Source organism: Methanosarcina subterranea, from assembly GCF_055385895.1.
Map to the genome: position 1 here is coordinate 2,004,979 of NZ_AP042426.1, position 17,521 is coordinate 2,022,499.

Below are 17,521 nucleotides of genomic sequence, written 5' to 3' on the forward strand. Positions count from 1 at the left end.
TAACGATGGCAAAAAAATTCACTAAGAAAGGAAGAATTTCCAGATCTGCAGGCAGGTTTGGTCCCAGGTACGGGAGAAAAGACAGAAAGCTTGTCGCAGACCTGGAAGAACGCATGCGAGCTCCGCATGTATGCACCAAATGTGCCCGCCCGACAGTAGGAAGGCTCGGGACCGGGATCTGGAAATGCAGCAAGTGTGGACACACCTTCGCTGGTGGGACCTATATCCCCTACACAAGCGTTGGTCAGACCCTGCTGCGCACCATGAAGAACATTGCTGAGGCAAAGTAAATTAACAATTTTCAGGAATGTGAGGTTGTATGGGTTATAAGTGCACTCGATGTAAACAGAAAGTGGAAATTGACTACGAGTACACAGGTATAAGGTGCCCGTATTGCGGACACCGGATCCTGGTAAAAGAGCGTCCTACAACCATCAAACGCATCAAGGCCGAGTAAGAAGTATGTTAGTTACTTCTTCTCGCAAACCTTCTGCAAAGACCCGGACGCTTTGCAAGCTTCTTTCACGCTTTATTGCCGGAAGGAGCATTTCCCGCGGCAAGATGGGCATGCAGGAACTTCTGGAGTTTGCAGAGGGCGGGCCTCTCATAGTAGCAGGAGAGTACCACGGAAACCCCGGGGAACTCAGCTTTTATGACGATGCGGGGAAGCTTCTTTTTTCCCTCAGGTTTTCGGACTGGTATTCTGAGGAAATCAATTCTTACTGGTTTCCAGATGTTGAACCGGTGCTTGCAGGCCAGGGAGAGATTGCGGACGCACTTGAGTCTTTTTTCCATTTTAACAGGGTAGAAAGTGATAAGGTTGATCAGCTTCCTCCCCGTTCCACACTGATGGTGGCAGGAGAAAAAGAGATTGATTTCATGGGCAGCGGAAAGTCTCTTTTTAAGCTTACCGTCAAAGGTTTCAAAAAGTACTGACCAAATAACCCATTTTTCTGAAGATTCTGAAATTTCAGATTTTTAGAATTTCAGGTTATTCAGGAGTATCAGGCTATTTTCAGAGTAAATCTTGAAATCAACTTACCAGGACTGGATCCTAAAGTTAAGTTTTCAGAACAGATATTTTAAATTAAAATTATGATCCGGAGTCAGTTTAAAACTAGTTAGTTTAAAACTAGTCAGTTTAAAACTAGTCAGTTTAAAACTAGTCAGTTTAAAACTAGTCAGTTTAAAACTAGTCAGTTTAAAACTAGTCAGTTTAAAACTAGTCAGTTTAAAACTAGTCAGTTTAAAACTAGTCAGTTTAAAACTAGTCAGTTTAAAACTAGTCAGTTTAAAACTAGTCAGTTTAAAACTAGTCAGTTTAAAACTTTTAAGGTAAGATCCTTCTCAGGAGGAATTTTTTGAAACTTTCCGCAGAGTTTACATTTGAAATCGAAACTGCCGAAAAGATCTATCAGGCTGTCCTTCCAGAACTTAACGACAACTTCTCTGAAAGGTCAAGGATAGGACTGTCCCTTGAAGGTGCAGACTGCCTTGTACTCATGGTTGAAGCTGAAGACGTTGTTTCCCTGCGCTCTGCCCTGAACACCTGGTTCAGGCTCATCCAGATCGCTCAGGAAGTCCTTGAGGTTACATCTGAAGCCCAATAAATAACTGCCGATCAGTGATCATTTAGCCGCTTCGGGGAATTAGATATTGAGAATTACCATCTCACAGGTATGGACAGTGATATACTTAGAATTGTTTTTAACGTTCAGGGTCCTGAATAAATATGAAAATCAGGGATCCAAACCTTATTATGAAAAAGATGTGTCAATTTTGCATGCAATATAATTATATTTCATTGGTCATCGGTTAAGGAAAAATCGTTATCACTTGCATTGATTTTCATAAAATTTGTTAAATTATTCATCAAATGCAAAACTGGAATCTGATATCGATTTCAATTTAAACACTAAACATTTGGGTTTGAGTTTTTCCGTCGAAATCGAGATCCGCAGCTCAAAATCCTTAACCGAATACAAATGAATTATATTTTTATTAATTACTATTTAAGTTCATATTAATTTTTTAGATATAATTGAAGGGTGAGATCAGAAGAACAAGTGTTACTTTACTACAAATTTATTTCCAATGTCAACTCAGCCTTATATACTTATCTCTCCTTTTTAATGTTATAATAATTGCTTTTTAGCTTTCGATTATCTATTTTCTTCATAGCCTGTGGGGTGTTCGGAATAGATATTAGTAAAAAAGTTTTTATAATAACAATTCTAATTTTTGTCGTTCTGACTGCTACTTTTACATTTACCTATAATATGCAGCTTTCAAACTTTTTGGAGCTCGAACAGGCCGATACATTGAAGAATGTAGAAAAAGTACAGAATGTGGTTTCGACAGAACAGAGTTATATTGATAATATGGTCCAGGATTGGGCATGCTGGGACGATACTTACCGTTTTATCGAGGACAGAAATCAGGGATATATAAACGTAAACCTTCAGAACCAGACTCTTGCCGGACTCAAAGTAAATGTTATGCTTTTTGTGGATGATACAGGCTCTCTTGTCTATACAAAATCGGTAGACATTAACACAGGTGAGGAAAAACCGGTTCCTGAAGAGCTTATTGAAATGGTAGAAAGCGGGGTTCTTTCCATAAAGTCAGAAGATAATGTTATAAGCGGCTATGTTTTGCTTGATGAAGACCCTATGTTTATCTCCTGCCATCCGATCCTTACGACAAGATATGAAGGGCCTGTGAAAGGCACTTTAATTTTCGGGAGGTATTTAGACAGTGCTCTCCTGGAAAAATTCAGAGAAACTACCTGTTCTTCAATTTCTATGTACAGGATTGATGAAGATATTCCTTCCGATTTTCAAGCAAAATTTCAAAATTTTTCCGGGTCTCCGGATAGGGCTCTTGTTGAACCCTTCAGCGAAGAGAAGATAACAGGTTATTTTGAATTAATGGACGTGTCAGGCCAGCCTGCAATTATTATGAGAGCCGATTTCCCCAGAGATCTATATTTGAACGGCGAAAAAGCTCTGAATTATATGTATTTTTTCCTTGTGCTAACCGGGCTTGTGACAGGGGTTGGAGTTAAAGTTTTACTTGACAGTCTCTTCGTTTCGAGACTTGGTGAGATTGATAATTTCGTTACAAGAATCAGATCGGAAAAAGATCTTTCTAAAAGATTGACTTTAAAAGATGACGATGAACTCTATCGTCTCTCAAAGGAAATAAACGGGATGCTGAATGAAATCGAGCTGGCAGAACAGGAGTTAAAGGCCCAGGAGAGGGAAAAGAAAGTCCTTCTTGATTCTTTAAACGAACTGGTTATTTTCGTAAATCCTCAGCTTAAAATTACCTGGGCAAACAAAGCTGCTCTTGAATATATGCATATGGACCTTGAAAAAGCAATGGGAATACGCCTTAAAGATATTTCGGACATAAGCAGTCCCCTGGTTGAAAACCTGAAGCTTGAAGAGATCTTTCTGAAAGGAAATAAAAAGTCAGGGGAATTTACTACAGAGGACGGTAATTCCTGGTTTGTCCAGGCAATACCGGTAACTGATGATAATGGCAGGATCATAGGCGTTCTGGAAACCTGCACGGATATTACGGGAAAGAAAGCAATAGAGAAACTTCTTCAGGAAAAGCAAATTGCAGAAATTGCGAACCGTACCAAGAGCGAATTCCTTGCAAATATGAGTCATGAGCTGAGAACTCCACTTAACTCAATAATAGGATTCTCAGATCTTTTGCATGAACAAGCCTTTGGGGAGTTGAATGAAAAACAGCTAAAGTATACAGGCAATATTTCAAGGAGTGGAAAGCACCTTCTTAATCTGATTAATGACATTCTGGATCTTTCTAAAGTAGAGGCCGGAAAACTGGAGCTTGAATACAAAGAGTTTGAACTTGTTAATAAGCTAAACATGATAAAGAATCTTCTATCTCCAATTGCAGACCGGAAAAACATCAAAATTGAAATCTATGTAGATAGCAATCTTACCAGCATCCTTGCAGACGAAGCCAGGTTTGTTCAGGTAATGTACAATCTTATGGATAACGCTATAAAATTCTCCCAGGAAAATAGTCCTGTAAAGATAGAAGCAAGAAAGAAAAGAGACCTGGTAGAAATAATGGTTAAGGACAATGGAATCGGGATAAAAGCTGAGGACCAGCACAAACTCTTCAAGCCGTTCAGCCAGGTTGATCCATTTTCCTCAAAAACGTTCCAGGGAACGGGGCTTGGACTTTCACTGGTTAAGCAGATTGTTAATCTTCATGGAGGGTATATCTGGTTCAGAAGCAGTCCCGGTGAAGGGAGCACCTTTGCATTCGCAATTCCTATAAATTGGGATAAAAGAGATGGCGAAAGTACATGGTTAGATGAGAAAGAACAGAAAAGAATAGATAAGAAAGAACAAAACAGAACAGATAAGAAAGAGCAAAACGGCTGAAAACTGAAGGCTTCAAGATAAAGGGATAATAACAGATATCAGTATAGAGAGAAATGTAAAGGTAAAAAAGAAGATATAAAAAGAAAATGTTGAATAGGACTTAACCTGAAATCCGTTTGATTCCGGCAAGCAGAAACAGATTTTTTTGCGCTTTCCGGTTTTTTGTCCAGCTGGAGGCTTGATCAATGTATTTTTACACTTCAACCTCGTTTAATAGAGCTTTTTTCGTCCCCAATCCGCTGTTCATTTTTAATACCTTGCCGCTCCGGCGTTTTTCGATTTGGGTCCTTTATTTGGCCTGAAAGCCCGCTCCGGGCACTTCTTGGAATCGGTTTTCCCGCGTACTTCAAATCCGAGGCTGAAACATTCGCCTTTTAGCTCATCAATAGCCGTATAAAATCTGCAGTCTTGGCATGTAGGCATTAGGATTACTACCTCCAGATACGTGAAGGCTATCTGGTTCTTGAGTCCCAGATATGTTTCCCGGATACAACCTTGAAGTTAAAGCTGCTTCATTTTAAATGAAGTTCAGGGTGTATCCCATAAATAATGTGTATCTGTAAATAAAATGTTTTTGGTAGGGGATAAGGCAGGCAGCAGGCAGGTCCGAAGAAAAACGCCACTTTTCAAGGCATAATAATGAAAAAAACAGTTAAGGTTACTAAAGAGAACGAGATTTTAAGGTTACTAAAGAGAACGAGATTGAGATATTAGCCCGGACGTTGCCTGAACATTCGCTGGATGCCTGGAACAGAACTTTATGTTGCAGGGAGAAACAGTCACATCGGTTTTTGTTTTATTAAATTTCCTCATCTTCTTCGAATTCTATGTCAAGGACAGGAAGCTCTCTAATATTCCCTCCCCTGTCATAGCAGGTCCAGCTCTGCCTGTTGTAGGGACGGCCAACTATGATATGGCAGTTTCCGGTTTTCGAAAAAAGGTGTAAGTCGGCTTCTGAGGGGCTTCGATTGGGTCCGGGGTGACTGTGGACCGAACCTGCAGCTTTTACATTCGGCATCATGTAAAGCCTGAGAACCGCGCTTGAATCACTTGATTCGGTGCCTGGAAGGATAAGTACCTCGGTGATTATGCCATCCTTCTCCTGCAAAAGCCCGGCAAACTCTTCCGGAGCCATTGACCTGCTAGCTTCAAGAATAAAATCAAGAGTATCGCGGGCAATTCCTTTAATCTGCATACAGGGTAATTCTCTTTAAGTGGTATATCTCTTTCTGGAAAACAGGTATGCAAATTGAGAAAACGTGGAAGTAAAATTCCCCTTAATTTTGATATTTCTTAATTGCAACCCGAACCCGCATTCTTTAGTCCGGGTTCATTTTACCCCATCGGGTTTATCTATTATTTCTGCAAATCACTATGTAGCATTATAAATCACTGTATAACGTTATAAATCACTATGTAACATTATATTTCCTACAGGCATCTTTTCCGGAGATTTCTCTCTTCGGAAACAGGATTTGCCTTGGTAAAGGGGGTTTTCGGAATAAAAGACATTCGTTCGGTTTCAGGCTCGGAAAGAGATCTGAAAGAAAATATTGAGAAAGGCTTTGAGGCGGATTCGGACTTTAAGGCAGATTCCCAAAAGGTCTCTGGAAAGGGTACCGAAAAAGATGATGGCACGCATGATTCACTGTATCAGGAGTCGCTTGCAATGCACAGGAGACTTGGAGGTGTACTTGAGGTTGCAAGCAAGGTTCGCCTCCGTACAATCCACGACCTCAGCGTTGCCTATACACCCGGAGTTGCCGAACCGTGCCGGAAAATTAGTGAAAACCCCAGCCTTGTTTACCTTTACACCCTTAAGAAAAATACAGTTGCTGTCGTAACTGACGGCTCAGCTGTACTCGGGCTCGGGAACATAGGACCTTATGCGGCTCTGCCGGTTATGGAAGGAAAGGCGATTATCTTCAAAGAATTTGCCGGCATAGACGCTTTTCCTATCTGCCTGGACACACAGGACACTGAAGAGATTATAAAAGTAGTAAAAAACCTGGCTCCGGTTTTCGGAGGCATCAACCTTGAAGATATCAGTGCACCCCGCTGTTTTGAAATCGAGGCGAGGCTGCGGGAAGAGCTTGACCTTCCTATTATCCATGACGACCAGCACGGGACGGCCATTGTAGTATTTGCAGGGCTCCTGAATGCCCTTAAAATCGTAAAAAAAGAACTGAGAGAGCTAAAAATAGTCATCTCAGGGCTTGGGGCTGCAGGGGTTGCAATTTTCAGGTTTCTGGTCCGGGCAGGAGCAGACCCTGCAAAAATCCTTGCATATGACAGCCAGGGAATTATATATGAAGGGAGGGAAAAGGGCATGAACCCTGTAAAAGAGGAAATTGCCAGGCTTACGAATCCTGAGAAGTTAAAAGGCGGCCTCAAAGAAGCCTTCCCTGGAGCTGACCTCTTTATAGGAGTCTCAGTCGGAGGGATAGTGACCGAGGACATGGTCCGCTCGATGTCAAAAGATGCAGTTGTAATGGCAATGGCAAACCCTGTCCCTGAAATCATGCCTGAAGCTGCAAAAAGAGCGGGAGCAAGAATTGTTGCTACCGGCAGATCGGACTTTCCAAACCAGCTCAACAATTGCCTGAGTTTCCCTGGAGTTTTCAAAGGGGCTCTTGGCACCTGCGCAAGAAAGATAACACCTGAAATGGAGATGGCAGCAGCCTGTGCCCTTGCAGATGTTGTGACTGCAGGCGAGCTTTCCGAAGACCATATCATCCCGGACCCCCTTGATAAGCATGTGGTGCCTGCGGTTGCAAAAGCCGTCGCACATGCGTCACTTGAAAGCTGTGCTGCAAGAAAAAACTTTGAAGACAGTACCTGAAAGATTCGAGTTTCTTCTTTCGCAAACCAATCCAGGTTCGCAGACTAATATTCAGAACTATTGTTTCAAAAGCAATTTTAACCTATATTACATATTTTTTCTGTCAAATATATTGGGGGTATTCAATGAATTGCACCAATCTGAAACAGGGCCAGGTACTTATCTGTGAGAGATGCGGGCTCGAACTTAAAGTAACAAATGAGTGTATGGATGGACGCTGTGCTATGGGCTGTACCGGTGATATGGACTGCTGCGGAGAACCGATGAAACTGAAAGAATAATACCTTGATTGAAACTCAGGAGGAGAACAGGGACAAAAAAAATAGTCGTCGTGTAAAGCTAACCTTTTCTTTAGCCCGGTATAATCCCGACCTTTTATGATCTTTTCCGCCTTGTATGAGGCAAGATTGATAAAGTCAATCGATATAATGAAAGTTAAATTCTCTTTTCATTTTAGGAAGTGAAGTATAAATACAACTTTAGTATTATATAAAATGGGTTGTGGGGAACAGTCGTATGTACGGATCTCTCTAAGTTGGATATAAACCTCTTTCATATCCCCCACTCCCAAAAGCTTTAAATTAGGATTACAGAGTAAAAATGATGGATCAACCAGTTCCGGTGGTAACAATTAATTTACTATAGAGTCTGCGATTAAATGCTAAAGCAGCCAGTAGCACGACTATACATAAAGCATTAAATTGAAAAATAATTTCCAAAAATGAAATGGTAATAGAGTTTATTACTTCGTGTTCTTTTGAAGCTCTTCCAGTATCTTCTTCTGCGTCTCTGAAATCTCTTTTAATCTTGTGTTGATTTCTGTTATTAACTCAAGCATTCTTTTTGTTATGCTGGTCTCTGAAATTTCCACCTGGCAAGTCTCAGTATGTTCCATTTCTTCCCTTTGTAGTTCTCTCAGGACATCCCCCAATACGCCAAATTCACGGCTCTTATCATCGCTGGCTGCTGCTTTATCTTCATTATACATGACTCTAACAATGCCGCAAGATATAAATAAATTATTTATTGAGCTTTGTAAAAATCCACCTAAACTGGCTTAGAAAGATTAAAAACGAATATGAGATACGGTAACAGGCCAAAATGAATTAATTATATTGCAGAACAAACGCATATGCAGTAAGAAGGAAAGGAAGCGCCCTTCCCTGGTGCAAAGACCTGGAGGAAAACATGAGTGAAATTCAAAGAAAGTTTGATGATATCTCAAAAAAGTATGATCAACAGAGGAAGAAATTCATACCCTGTTTCAATGATTTTTATGGAACAACTGTATCCGTGGCATCAGTAAATAAGGAAAATCCAGATATACTGGACGTAGGTGCCGGAACAGGGCTATTATCGTCGTTTATGATGAAAAGATATCCTGAGGCATCATTCACGCTTATTGACATCTCGGAAAAGATGCTGGATATGGCAAAAAACAGATTCAAAAATAACTCAAATGTAAAGTACATTGCAGCAGACTATTCAGAATATGATTTCGTGGAAAAATATGATATGGTAATCTCAGCCCTATCTATCCATCACCTGGAGGATGAAGACAAAAGAGATCTCTACAAAAAAAGTTACTCCATACTTAAAGAGAACGGAATTTTTATTAACGCCGATCAGGTACATGGAGAAACTCCTTTCATAGAAAACGCACATGATATTCTTTGAATAACATGCACAACTAAATGAAAGTACTTTACCCCACTTTTTTGGCTATTGAATTCCTTATTACTTTGGGCAGTAAGGTTGTCCTAATTTTGGTTTTTCAAAACCGTCAGAAAACTAATCAGTGAATTGCCATCGAAGGCTCAAGTGTGACTTTGATCACGGATGCTAAATTGGCCTTTGAGGCAATTCCACTGCCCAAATAAATTGGGTGATATTATTTGATGATTGAAGTCATAAACAAAGCTTGTGGTTTAGACATTCACAAACTCTTTTTCATTGCTACAATTCTCAGTAGATCTGGTGAAAAACAACAGCAGCGTTTCGACAGAGATGATGAGGGAATTTTAGCCCTTAAAAATTGGGTAATATCAGAAAAATGTAATGTTGTTGCATGTGAATCAACAAGTGACTTTTGGGTTCCTGTCCATGATTCTTTGATAAAGCATCTACCGGTGATAGTTGGAAATGCGCGAGATATGAAGGTATTTACACATAAAAAAACAGATAAGATTGATTCAGAAGTCATTGCACAACTTGCACTTAATAATATGATTCAGCCATCAAGAGTTTTTCCAAAGGATCATAGAGATTTTAGATCATATGTTCGACTTCGGTTAACACTTGTACAAAAAAGAACAGATCTAAAAAATAAAGCTCACTCAATTCTTGCATCTGAAATGTTAAACCTGAAGAATGTGCTGACAGACATTTTCGGCAAGAATGGCAGAATGATCTTATCAGGAATCTCTTCAGGTAAGACTGTTGACCAGATTATCGCAAGTCTTTCTCCAAATGTTCGTAAAAAAAGTGATCAAATCAGAGAAATTCTTGAGCGAGAAATCTCTCAAAGTGCTGCATTCAGACTTCAGATCTGTCTAAAACTCATAAAAAGTCTTGATGATGAGATCGAAGCTTTAGAAAAAGAAATTTTCAATTATGCTTATAGAAATCATAAGCGAGAAATGGAGATTTTAATGTCAGTTCCAGGTATAGGAGAACTTGGTGCGGCAATTCTACTTGCTGAAATAGGCAATTTCAAGGATTTTTCTTCTGGAGATAAGCTTGCTTCTTGGCTTGGTCTGGTTCCTAATGTGTATCAATCTGCAGATAAATACCACAACGGAAGAATCACAAAGAGAGGATCAAAGAGAGCAAGATGGATTCTGACGCAGATTGCTCAAGCAGCGGCAAGAAAGAATAACAGTAAGTTAAAAGAGTTTTTTAACAGGAAAAAGAAGTCAATTGGACATGCAAAGGCAATTATTGCCTTGGCAAGGAAAATTGCAACGATAATATGGCATCTTATTACGAATGATGAGATGTACGAAGATGAAACTGGATATAAAAAAAGGGAAATTCAAAAGAGAAAGATTGTTGAGACCGAGATATTCTCAGTTGATGAACGAATAAAAATAATTAGTGAAATATTTGCAATAACGCGAAAAGAGGATGAAGAGAGCATGTGAGGAAGATATCCTCATGTACTTTCATGCTAAATTTAAATAAGACAACCTGGAGACAGTACGTTGAAGGCAGCGGCTTGCCCGAAGAAGAAATACTGGCTGGTTATGAAAGAACCAAACTTGATAAAGATTCAAAATTAGATCAACAGCTGGACTGGCTTAAAGAAACAGGTTTTCGTGATGTCAGCTGTATATATAAGTACTATCAGTTTGCAGTGATGTTCGGGAGAAAAATTGTATAAATTAAGGGTTTTACATCCGCGTAGACTCCTGTTCTTTTTAAAAAAAAGACCAAATAAATCAGACTCGCTTTTCCCTACTTTCCCTTTTCCGATTAAGCAGGAAATTAAGGAAGGGTCAACTTCTCATGCTAAAGCAATGAGCTTGTAATAGGCTCTCGTTGACCACCCTAAGTATTAATTTACTACATTGAAAATGTCATGATACCTACAAATGCTTCTTCAGTTTGTAGCTCTATCGTATAACATTAAAAGTCTTATTGAGATGTAGACGGTGTGTTATACCTAACAAGCATTTTCAATATTGGGGAGAAGAGACACAAAAGTGCGTTACCGGAGAAATCCGAAGAATAATATGACATTTGTATTAAATAAAAATAAGCAGCCGTTAAGTCCCTGTCATTCAGCAGTTGCCAGAAAATTGCTAAAAACAGGAAAGGCTGTAATCCATAAAAAATATCCGTTTACAATTCGGTTGAAAGAATTGAAAATTTCAAATAATCAAGAATTCAGGCTTAAAATAGATTATGGAAGCCGATATACTTAGCTATCTTAAATAATTCTAAAGTAGTTTGGTTAGCTCAAATCCATCACAAAACCAATATAAAAAGCAATATGGACAGCCGTAGAGCATTAAGAAGATCAAGACGAAATAGAAAAACAAGATACAGAAAAGCTAGATTCTTAAATAGAAAACGAAAAGAAGGTTGGATTCCACCATCTTTACAAAGCCGTGTTGATAATATCAAAAATTGGGTAATTAAATTACAAAAACTATGTCCTTTAACAAATATTTCATATGAAAACGTTAAATTTGATATTCAATTAATGCAAAATCCTGAAATTTCAGGAATTGAATATCAGCAAGGAGAACTTCAAGGTTACGAAGTTAGAGAATATTTACTTGAAAAATTTAATAGAAAATGTGTTTATTGTGGTATAGAAAACGTACCTTTAGAAATTGAACATATAAATCCAAAAGCAAGAGGCGGTAGTAATAGAGTTTCAAATTTAACAATATCTTGCAAAGAATGTAATATTGCAAAAGGAACTCAAACGGCTGAAGAATTTGGACATCCTGAAATTAATAATTTAGTTAAAAAATCATTAAAAGATGCTGCACTTGTTACAGCTACAAGATGGAAAATATTTGATGTATTAAAAAATATAGGATTAGAAATTGAATGTGGTACAGGTGCAAGAACTAAAATGAATAGAATAAAATTAGGACTACCTAAAGATCATCATTTTGATGCTGTTTGTGTAGGTCAATCAACTCCTAATGAATTAATGTAACAATTCAGGTGGCCTTTGAAAGGCTACAATTTTTCCTCTTTTCGAGGAAAAATTGCATATAAATTAAATCCTATTTTGTTTCGTTATTATGCTTACACGTGAAGAGATCCTCGTTATCTATGAAGCTGGTCCTGAAGCTGTAATTTCTGTAATCCAGAGACTTGAAACTATCATAGAAGAACAAGCTATTCGAATTGCTGAACTAGAAGAACGTGTAAGGATTTTAGAATCTCGCTTAAATCAAAATAGCAGAAACAGCAGTAAACCTCCTTCTACTGACTTTTTAGTCAAAGAAAAACCTAATCCCAAGAGTCTCCGGAAAAAGAGTGGGAAGAAACCTGGAGGTCAAGAAGGTCATCCAGGCACAACTCTTGATATGGTTAATGGTCCTGATTAGGTAATTGAACATTCTTTGACCTGCTGCAAAGAATGTGGACATACTCTTGAGGATGTTGAAGTTGAAGCTTATGAGAGAAGACAAATTTTTGATATTCCTCCTGTAAATCTAATTGTTACGGAACATCGAAGTCAGATTAAGACCTGTACTCACTGTGGAAAATCAAATAAAGCTTCTTTTCCAGAATCTGTGAAATATCCCGTCCAGTATGGTCCTAATATTTTAGCTTCAGCAATTTACTGTAAAAACTACCAGTTTATTCCCTATAAAAGGATTTTAGAGTTTTTTGATGACGTTATGGGGATAAAAATCTGTTCTGCTACGATAATCAGAGCAGAAAAAGAATGCTTCCGGAATTTAGAGGAGTTTGAAAATATGAGTAAGGAGAAGTTAATAACTTCTCCTGTTATCCATTGTGATGAAACTGGGATGAAAATTGAAGGAAAAAGGCATTGGCTTCATGTAGCTTCTAATGACAAATACACCTGTTATTTTGCTCACTCAAAAAGAGGATCAAAAGCAATTAATGCCATGGGAATTCTTCCAGAGTTTAAAGGAATAGCAGTTCATGACGGATGGAAACCCTATAACAGTTATGAATGTGATCATGCTCTTTGCAACGCTCATCTCCAGAGAGAACTTACTGGAATTGAGGAGAACTATAAACAGCAATGGGCTAAAGAGATGAATGAACTGTTAACAGAAATGAAAAAGTATACTGATGAATGCAAAGAGCAAGTCAAAGATCTGGATTTTGAACAAATTAAAGCGTTGGAAGAGAGGTTCAATGCTATCGTCATGAAAGGGATTGAAGAAAATCCACCTTCTCTAAACCCTGAAAAACATGGAAAACGTGGTAAAAATCCAAAAACAAAAGCAAGGAACCTACTTGACAGGTTTATAGAAAACAAAGAACAGATCCTGAGATTCCTCAATGATTTGAGAGTTCCATTTGAAAATAACCAGGCAGAAAGAGACATAAGGATGATGAAATTACAGCAGAAAATATCAGGAACTTTCAGAACTATACAAGGAGCGGAAGCTTTCTGCAGAATTAGAGCTTATATTTCGACCATTAAAAAGAACGATTTACCTGTTATAGAAGGTATTCTCGCGGCGCTCAGCGGAGCACCGCTAACTATACCCTGAGTAGTTACGAATTAATATTAAAAACAAATAATGTATTATATATAAAATCAAAAGGCAGAGGTTCACATTGCAGAACCAATCTTGATAAATACGGCTTCCCTAGAGGATATTTAGCCAGACGAAAATCATTTTTCGGTTTTCAAACCGGAGATGTTATTAAAGCAACAATTCCAAAAGGAAAATACAAGGGTGTTCATATTGGTGCAGTTGCCTGTAGAAAAACAGGGTATTTTGATATAAAAAATAAAGAAGGTGTTAGAATAGCACAAGGAATCAGTCATAAATATTGCAATATTTTGAGTAGAGTTGATGGATATGAATATACCTTAAATGGTCTGGAAGTTGACGGAATTCCTCTCACGCTAAAGCTGTGAGCTTCCTTCCTTATGGATTCGTGATTCCTTCCTAATTCATTCATATCTTAATGCATCTACTGGCTTTAACTTCGAGGCCCTGTACGCAGGTACCACTCCAGAGATCACACCTATCAGAATGCCAGGGCAAGTCCTTCAACCATCAGGTAAGGGCTTACACCTCCTGAAGTCATATCACTTCCCATCATAGATTGGAGACCAGCTGAAACAATCCATCCCAGCATAACTCCAAGAACACCGCCAACAAAACCCACCATTGCAGAGTTAAAAAGGAAAATCATAAGGATATCCCTGTTTTTCGCTCCAATGGCTTTCATAGTTCCTATCTCCTTGGTCTTTTCAAGGACTGAGGTAAACATAGTGTTTGCAATACCCACAGCTCCTACAAGGAGGGAGACGGCTGCGATAGCTCCAAGGAAGAGGGTCATTGAACTCGTCATTTCGGTAACTGATTCTGCCATGGATTTTGAAGCTGTTACGGAAAAGTCTCTGTCATCCTCCCGGATAATGTGCCTTGAAACCATGAGCTTATCCTCGATGTCTTCCATAAGTCCGTTAACAAGATCTTCACTCCTGGCTTTCACAATGATGCCATCATAAACATCTTTTTCTGCGTCATCAATAAGTTCTACTGCCCCATCTATTGGCATGTAGATTTTTGAGTCATCTCCTGCCCCTTTTTCTTCCAAAATTCCAACAACTCTGACTGCTTTACCGTTGATTGTTATTACCTGGTTAATTCCTACATTCCGGTCATAAATTCCACTGGCAATGTCGCTTCCTATGACTGCAACATACTTATCAGCTGGTTCAAGCAATCTCCCGGATTGCGTCTTAAGTGTCGTCGTATATTTCCAGACCTGGGGATCCACACCCGTAATTGAGAGGGTTGCGGTTTCTCCTGCATATTTTGCCTCTTCACTACCGGAAATCTGACCGGTTATGTATTGTATACTGTCCAGACCCTGAAGGGCATCAATATCATCATCTGTCAATTCGGAATCTGTCGATACATCCCCTGCCATCCAGGAAGGACCACGCATGCTGGATGACGCCCTGGCATACCCCGGAGATATGGTTATTTTTGTCAGGTCCATCTCCGCAAGCCTGCTCTGTATGTCTGCCTGCATGGCATCCCCTAAAGAGACAATGCCAATTACAGATCCGACTCCTATAACTATCCCGATAATGGTCAGCCAGCTCCGGAGCTTGCTGTGTACAAGCATGTTCAGGCCCATTTTCAGGTAGGTTGAATTTCTCATTTTGTATCCTTCCGTTCCCTACGGGTGTTGATTTTTCAGTCTCTGGGCGTCTTAAGGCTGTATTTCTGTTCTTCAGGCTTTTTGTCTCCGGACTGTTTTCCGTTTCCTGACTGTTTTTTTCTGCGGTATATGAAAACACCTGCTCCTGCGACTATTATTACCACGAGGTAAGGCAGGTAGGAACCCTGGCTGTTGCTATCTGCTCCGGGCCTGTCTCCAGTGGCCATTGCGGCTGAAGTCATCTCGATTTCGACATCTTTATCAACAGTGATTCTTTCTCCTTTCGCATCCGTATATTCAATCTGAACTTTCAATGGAGAGGTGGCTCCGGATGCGGAGGGCACATTGTCTCCTGAACTGGTTTTTGCTGTACCGGACCCTGATTTTCCACTCTCGCCAGCAGCCTGTGTACTTGCGACATTAAAGGAAGTGATTGTGTAGTCTCCTTTCTCAAGGTTTCCAACGATACTTGAAGAGCTTCCGGTTACCTTGAAATTATTCTGTTTCGGAACCGATACTTTCACGGAATATGCAATGTTGTTGCCGACATTTGCAACTGATAGAGAGATCTCTCCTGCATCACTTTCCGAGAAGGATACATCAAAATCTGTTTCTCCGCCTACGAAAAGCCCTGCTGTGGTTTTGATTGTTTTTTCATTGGACTCAAAGTCTTCGTAACTGAGGGTTAAATTCAGAGTATAGAGTCCCGGATCAGCATTCACATCCGCCATTACCGAGTAAATAATGTCTATAGAGTCTCCGGCTGCCAGGTATTTAATATACTTTGTATTGTCCGAATAAACAGGTAAAATTACGCCTTCAGGGTCTTCCCAGGAGATGACCATGTTTTTCAGAGGGGAGTTTCCGGTGTTTGTGATTATAAATTTAAGAGGCTCTTCTTTTGCAAGGTCAATGTTTGCTTTATCTATGGTCACAATCTGGGCGTATTCTTTGCCTCTTACATCGAGATATATGGTGTTTGTAGTGGTCATCGTGCTTGAGGAGGAACCTGATCCGCTTTTTGAAGTGGTTGTGACTTTCATTTTATACGTGCCTTCGGAAGCATTGGAATCGGTCAGCAGCTTGAACTTCAGGACGCCTGCATCATCATCGTCCTGCCGTGCATTCAGGTAAGACATCGATTTTTCAAGGGATTCCCCTGAAAGCTTTGAGAAAGGATACTCAGGTTCAACTGAAACAGTGATGTCTTTCAGGTCATTTTTTCCTACATTCTGCACGCTGAATGTAAGCTCTACGGCTTCTCCGGGCCGGGCAGCATCAGGGTTCTGGTTGGTCAGGTTTACCTGCACGGATGCGGAATTTATGTTTCCGTTTGATGCGCCAAGGGCTGTTCCAGTCCCAAGGCATATGAATGCTGAAACCAGCAGTAATAACGCGAGTAAAGAAAACTTCTTCATTTTTATTCCACCTTTTCGTTTTTCTTGTGCTCCTCAATTTTCTCGATTTCCCCATCCCTGATGTATACAACCCTTGTTGCATATTTTACCAGTTCCAGGTCATGGGTTACTATAATGATCGTCTTACCTTCTTTTTTGTTCAGTCCGTCCAGAAAGTCCAAGATATAGTCTCCGGTCTTGGTGTCCAGGTTTCCTGTGGGCTCGTCTGCAAGGATTATAGGCGGGTTCACAGCCAGGGGGATCGCGCTATAGCAACCCTTTGCCTCTGTCCGCCTGACAGTTGAGAAGGAAGATTTTTTCTCTTGTCCGAAAGTCCGACTATATCAAGCAGGTATGCTGCTTTTTTCCGGGCTGTCTGTATATCTTCCTCCTGGAATTCCAGAGGCAGTAGTACGTTTTCTTCCGTGCTCAATGTGGGTATGAGGTTGAAACTCTGGAAAATAAAGCCGATCATCTGTCCCCGGATGCGGGCAAGCTCGGATTCAGCAAGTTCTGAGATATCTTCTGAGTTCAGGTAAACAGTGCCTTCCGAGGGTATGTCCAGACAGCCCAGCAGGTTCATAAGTGTGCTTTTACCACTTCCGCTAGGACCCAGCACAACCAGAAACTCACCTTCATAGATCTCCAGATCTATTCCTTTGAGAGCTGCAAACTCGACTTCCCCCATCTGGTAAATTTTCCAGACATCAGTCAGTTTGATGAGCGGCTCTTTATTGTTCAGGGCGATTCCGGTCGCTTCAAAGCCTTTGACAGAACCGGTAGCTGAACTGCTGTACGGGTTTCTTTTTAGATCCTCCTCTGAATCACTTCCCCCGGAACTATTACCTGATTTATCGTAGAAACTCGCTGTTTTTTCGAGTGAATCCATAATTTTTGAAGGATTTAACTTCGTTTTAAATGTCTCTATAATTTCGGTAAGTGCCATAAATTACCTCTAAAAAGCTAATCATATCTGAACTGAATATCTCAGGCTG

At 39.9% G+C, this 17,521-nt stretch carries 14 protein-coding genes and 4 pseudogenes; 12 read left to right on the plus strand and 6 right to left on the minus strand.

The features are described 5' to 3' along the window. Window positions 1-5: 5 nt before the first annotated feature. From ACZ5A8_RS08825 to ACZ5A8_RS08845, 5 genes are all read left to right on the plus strand, one after another. Entirely contained in the window at window positions 6-290 is a 285-nt protein-coding gene (locus ACZ5A8_RS08825) for a 50S ribosomal protein L37ae (protein WP_229391710.1), read from the plus strand. A 29-nt stretch (window positions 291-319) separates the two neighbouring features. After that, window positions 320-457 (plus strand): DNA-directed RNA polymerase subunit P, encoded by a 138-nt coding sequence (locus ACZ5A8_RS08830; protein ID WP_011021777.1) that lies wholly within the window; start codon window positions 320-322, stop codon window positions 455-457. 5 nt (window positions 458-462) lie between these two features. After that, window positions 463-936, plus strand: a complete 474-nt coding sequence (locus ACZ5A8_RS08835; protein ID WP_464533407.1) for an rRNA maturation protein — start codon at window positions 463-465, stop codon at window positions 934-936. Between the two features lie 425 nt (window positions 937-1,361). Next, on the plus strand, window positions 1,362-1,610 hold the full coding sequence (locus tag ACZ5A8_RS08840; RefSeq protein ID WP_322224496.1) for a KEOPS complex subunit Pcc1: 249 nt from the start codon (window positions 1,362-1,364) through the stop codon (window positions 1,608-1,610). A 579-nt stretch (window positions 1,611-2,189) separates the two neighbouring features. Further along, window positions 2,190-4,430 carry a CHASE4 domain-containing protein gene (locus ACZ5A8_RS08845; protein ID WP_464533409.1) on the plus strand — a complete coding sequence of 747 codons (2,241 nt, stop codon included), beginning with the start codon at window positions 2,190-2,192 and terminating at the stop codon, window positions 4,428-4,430. Between the two features lie 249 nt (window positions 4,431-4,679). Here ACZ5A8_RS08845 and ACZ5A8_RS08850 read toward each other — a convergent pair whose 3' ends face one another. Together ACZ5A8_RS08850 and ACZ5A8_RS08855 are read right to left on the minus strand one after the other, a co-directional pair. After that, complete coding sequence (locus ACZ5A8_RS08850) at window positions 4,680-4,853, minus strand: hypothetical protein (protein ID WP_229391707.1); 174 nt, start codon at window positions 4,851-4,853, stop codon at window positions 4,680-4,682. A gap of 376 nt (window positions 4,854-5,229) precedes the next feature. After that, window positions 5,230-5,625: a Mov34/MPN/PAD-1 family protein gene (locus ACZ5A8_RS08855; protein ID WP_229391706.1), complete on the minus strand. Its 396-nt coding sequence runs from the start codon at window positions 5,623-5,625 to the stop codon at window positions 5,230-5,232. Window positions 5,626-5,910: 285 nt separating this feature from the next. Between ACZ5A8_RS08855 and ACZ5A8_RS08860 the strand changes: the two genes are divergently transcribed. Next, window positions 5,911-7,272 (plus strand): NAD(P)-dependent malic enzyme, encoded by a 1,362-nt coding sequence (locus tag ACZ5A8_RS08860; RefSeq protein WP_464533410.1) that lies wholly within the window; start codon window positions 5,911-5,913, stop codon window positions 7,270-7,272. A gap of 125 nt (window positions 7,273-7,397) precedes the next feature. Next, complete coding sequence (locus ACZ5A8_RS08865; RefSeq protein ID WP_464533412.1) at window positions 7,398-7,553, plus strand: hypothetical protein; 156 nt, start codon at window positions 7,398-7,400, stop codon at window positions 7,551-7,553. 461 nt (window positions 7,554-8,014) lie between these two features. On the opposite strand, the gene ACZ5A8_RS08870 is transcribed toward ACZ5A8_RS08865, so the two are convergent. Further along, window positions 8,015-8,260 carry a hypothetical protein gene (locus tag ACZ5A8_RS08870; protein WP_464533413.1) on the minus strand — a complete coding sequence of 82 codons (246 nt, stop codon included), beginning with the start codon at window positions 8,258-8,260 and terminating at the stop codon, window positions 8,015-8,017. A 200-nt stretch (window positions 8,261-8,460) separates the two neighbouring features. On the opposite strand from ACZ5A8_RS08870, the gene ACZ5A8_RS08875 reads away from it, so the two are divergent. From ACZ5A8_RS08875 to tnpC, 5 genes and pseudogenes are all read left to right on the plus strand, one after another. After that, window positions 8,461-8,949 (plus strand): class I SAM-dependent methyltransferase, encoded by a 489-nt coding sequence (locus tag ACZ5A8_RS08875; protein WP_464533415.1) that lies wholly within the window; start codon window positions 8,461-8,463, stop codon window positions 8,947-8,949. Window positions 8,950-9,170: 221 nt separating this feature from the next. Next, a complete protein-coding gene (locus ACZ5A8_RS08880) occupies window positions 9,171-10,415 on the plus strand; it encodes an IS110 family RNA-guided transposase (RefSeq protein WP_464530608.1) in 1,245 nt (414 codons plus the stop codon). Window positions 10,416-10,489: 74 nt separating this feature from the next. Beyond that, window positions 10,490-10,654, plus strand: coding sequence for a hypothetical protein (locus tag ACZ5A8_RS08885; protein WP_464533416.1), 165 nt, complete (start codon window positions 10,490-10,492; stop codon window positions 10,652-10,654). A 352-nt stretch (window positions 10,655-11,006) separates the two neighbouring features. Then, window positions 11,007-11,947 (plus strand): annotated as a pseudogene (gene iscB / locus ACZ5A8_RS08890) (RNA-guided endonuclease IscB). An 88-nt stretch (window positions 11,948-12,035) separates the two neighbouring features. Then, a pseudogene (tnpC, locus tag ACZ5A8_RS08895) lies at window positions 12,036-13,493 on the plus strand (IS66 family transposase). 410 nt (window positions 13,494-13,903) lie between these two features. Here the strand turns inward: tnpC and ACZ5A8_RS08900 are convergent. The 3 genes and pseudogenes from ACZ5A8_RS08900 to ACZ5A8_RS08910 form a co-directional block, all read right to left on the minus strand. Further along, a pseudogene (locus ACZ5A8_RS08900) lies at window positions 13,904-15,129 on the minus strand (ABC transporter permease). A gap of 35 nt (window positions 15,130-15,164) precedes the next feature. After that, window positions 15,165-16,547 (minus strand): COG1361 S-layer family protein, encoded by a 1,383-nt coding sequence (locus ACZ5A8_RS08905; RefSeq protein ID WP_464533418.1) that lies wholly within the window; start codon window positions 16,545-16,547, stop codon window positions 15,165-15,167. Window positions 16,548-16,549: 2 nt separating this feature from the next. Further along, window positions 16,550-17,472: pseudogene (locus ACZ5A8_RS08910) on the minus strand (ABC transporter ATP-binding protein). Window positions 17,473-17,521: the final 49 nt, after the last annotated feature.

Excerpts from the sequence above, each read along its gene's own strand:
- ACZ5A8_RS08825 (WP_229391710.1), top strand. The coding sequence starts at position 6 with ATGGCAAAAAAATTCACTAAGAAAGGAAGAATTTCCAGATCTGCAGGC.
- ACZ5A8_RS08830 (WP_011021777.1), top strand. The coding sequence starts at position 320 with ATGGGTTATAAGTGCACTCGATGTAAACAGAAAGTGGAAATTGACTAC.
- ACZ5A8_RS08835 (WP_464533407.1), top strand. The coding sequence starts at position 463 with ATGTTAGTTACTTCTTCTCGCAAACCTTCTGCAAAGACCCGGACGCTT.
- ACZ5A8_RS08850 (WP_229391707.1), bottom strand. The coding sequence starts at position 4,853 with ATGCCTACATGCCAAGACTGCAGATTTTATACGGCTATTGATGAGCTA.
- ACZ5A8_RS08855 (WP_229391706.1), bottom strand. The coding sequence starts at position 5,625 with ATGCAGATTAAAGGAATTGCCCGCGATACTCTTGATTTTATTCTTGAA.
- ACZ5A8_RS08865 (WP_464533412.1), top strand. The coding sequence starts at position 7,398 with ATGAATTGCACCAATCTGAAACAGGGCCAGGTACTTATCTGTGAGAGA.
- ACZ5A8_RS08870 (WP_464533413.1), bottom strand. The coding sequence starts at position 8,260 with ATGTATAATGAAGATAAAGCAGCAGCCAGCGATGATAAGAGCCGTGAA.
- ACZ5A8_RS08875 (WP_464533415.1), top strand. The coding sequence starts at position 8,461 with ATGAGTGAAATTCAAAGAAAGTTTGATGATATCTCAAAAAAGTATGAT.
- ACZ5A8_RS08880 (WP_464530608.1), top strand. The coding sequence starts at position 9,171 with ATGATTGAAGTCATAAACAAAGCTTGTGGTTTAGACATTCACAAACTC.
- ACZ5A8_RS08905 (WP_464533418.1), bottom strand. The coding sequence starts at position 16,547 with ATGAAGAAGTTTTCTTTACTCGCGTTATTACTGCTGGTTTCAGCATTC.